The 653-nt window shown below is 62.8% G+C and carries 1 protein-coding gene; it reads left to right on the forward strand.

From position 1 onward, the window contains the following. Positions 1 to 653, forward strand: a 653-nt coding sequence (locus tag AC1DHT_RS29230) for an Ig-like domain-containing protein (RefSeq protein ID WP_477761597.1), incomplete at both ends; no start/stop codon positions are given.

The raw sequence follows: 653 nt of genomic DNA on the forward strand, positions 1-653 counted from the left end.
GGCGGCACGGAAAACCAGACCCTGAGCATCGACGTGCTGGCCAACGATACCGACGTCGATGACGGCCATGCATTCACCTTGGTCAGCGCCAGCGCGCCAATCGGCCAAGGTAGTGCCAGCGTGGTCGGCAACCAATTGTTGTTCACCCCGGGAAGTGATTTCGACCATCTGGCGCAGGGTGCGGTCGAGCACGTGACGCTCAATTACCAGATGCAGGACCAGTACGGAGCGCTCTCAAGCTCCACGGTGGATGTGACCATCACCGGCACCAACGACGCGCCGGTGGCGGTGGCCGATACGGCCGCCGGCACGGAAAACCAGACCCTGACCATCAACGTGCTGGCCAACGACACCGATGTTGACGACGGTCACGCGTTCACGCTGAACTCGGCCAGCGCGCCGGCAAACAAGGGTACGGCCAGCGTGGTCGGCAACCAGCTCGTATTCAATCCGGGAGCCGACTTTGATCATCTGGCGCAGGGCGTTGTCGAGCATGTGACGCTCACTTACCAGATGCAGGATGAACACGGCGCGCTCTCGAGTTCCACGGTGGATGTGACCATTACCGGCACCAACGACGCGCCGGTGGCGGTGGCCGATACGGCCGCCGGCACGGAGAACCAGACCCTGAGCATCAACGTGCTGGCCAACGA

The organism is Pseudomonas sp. 05N432, from assembly GCF_056396945.1.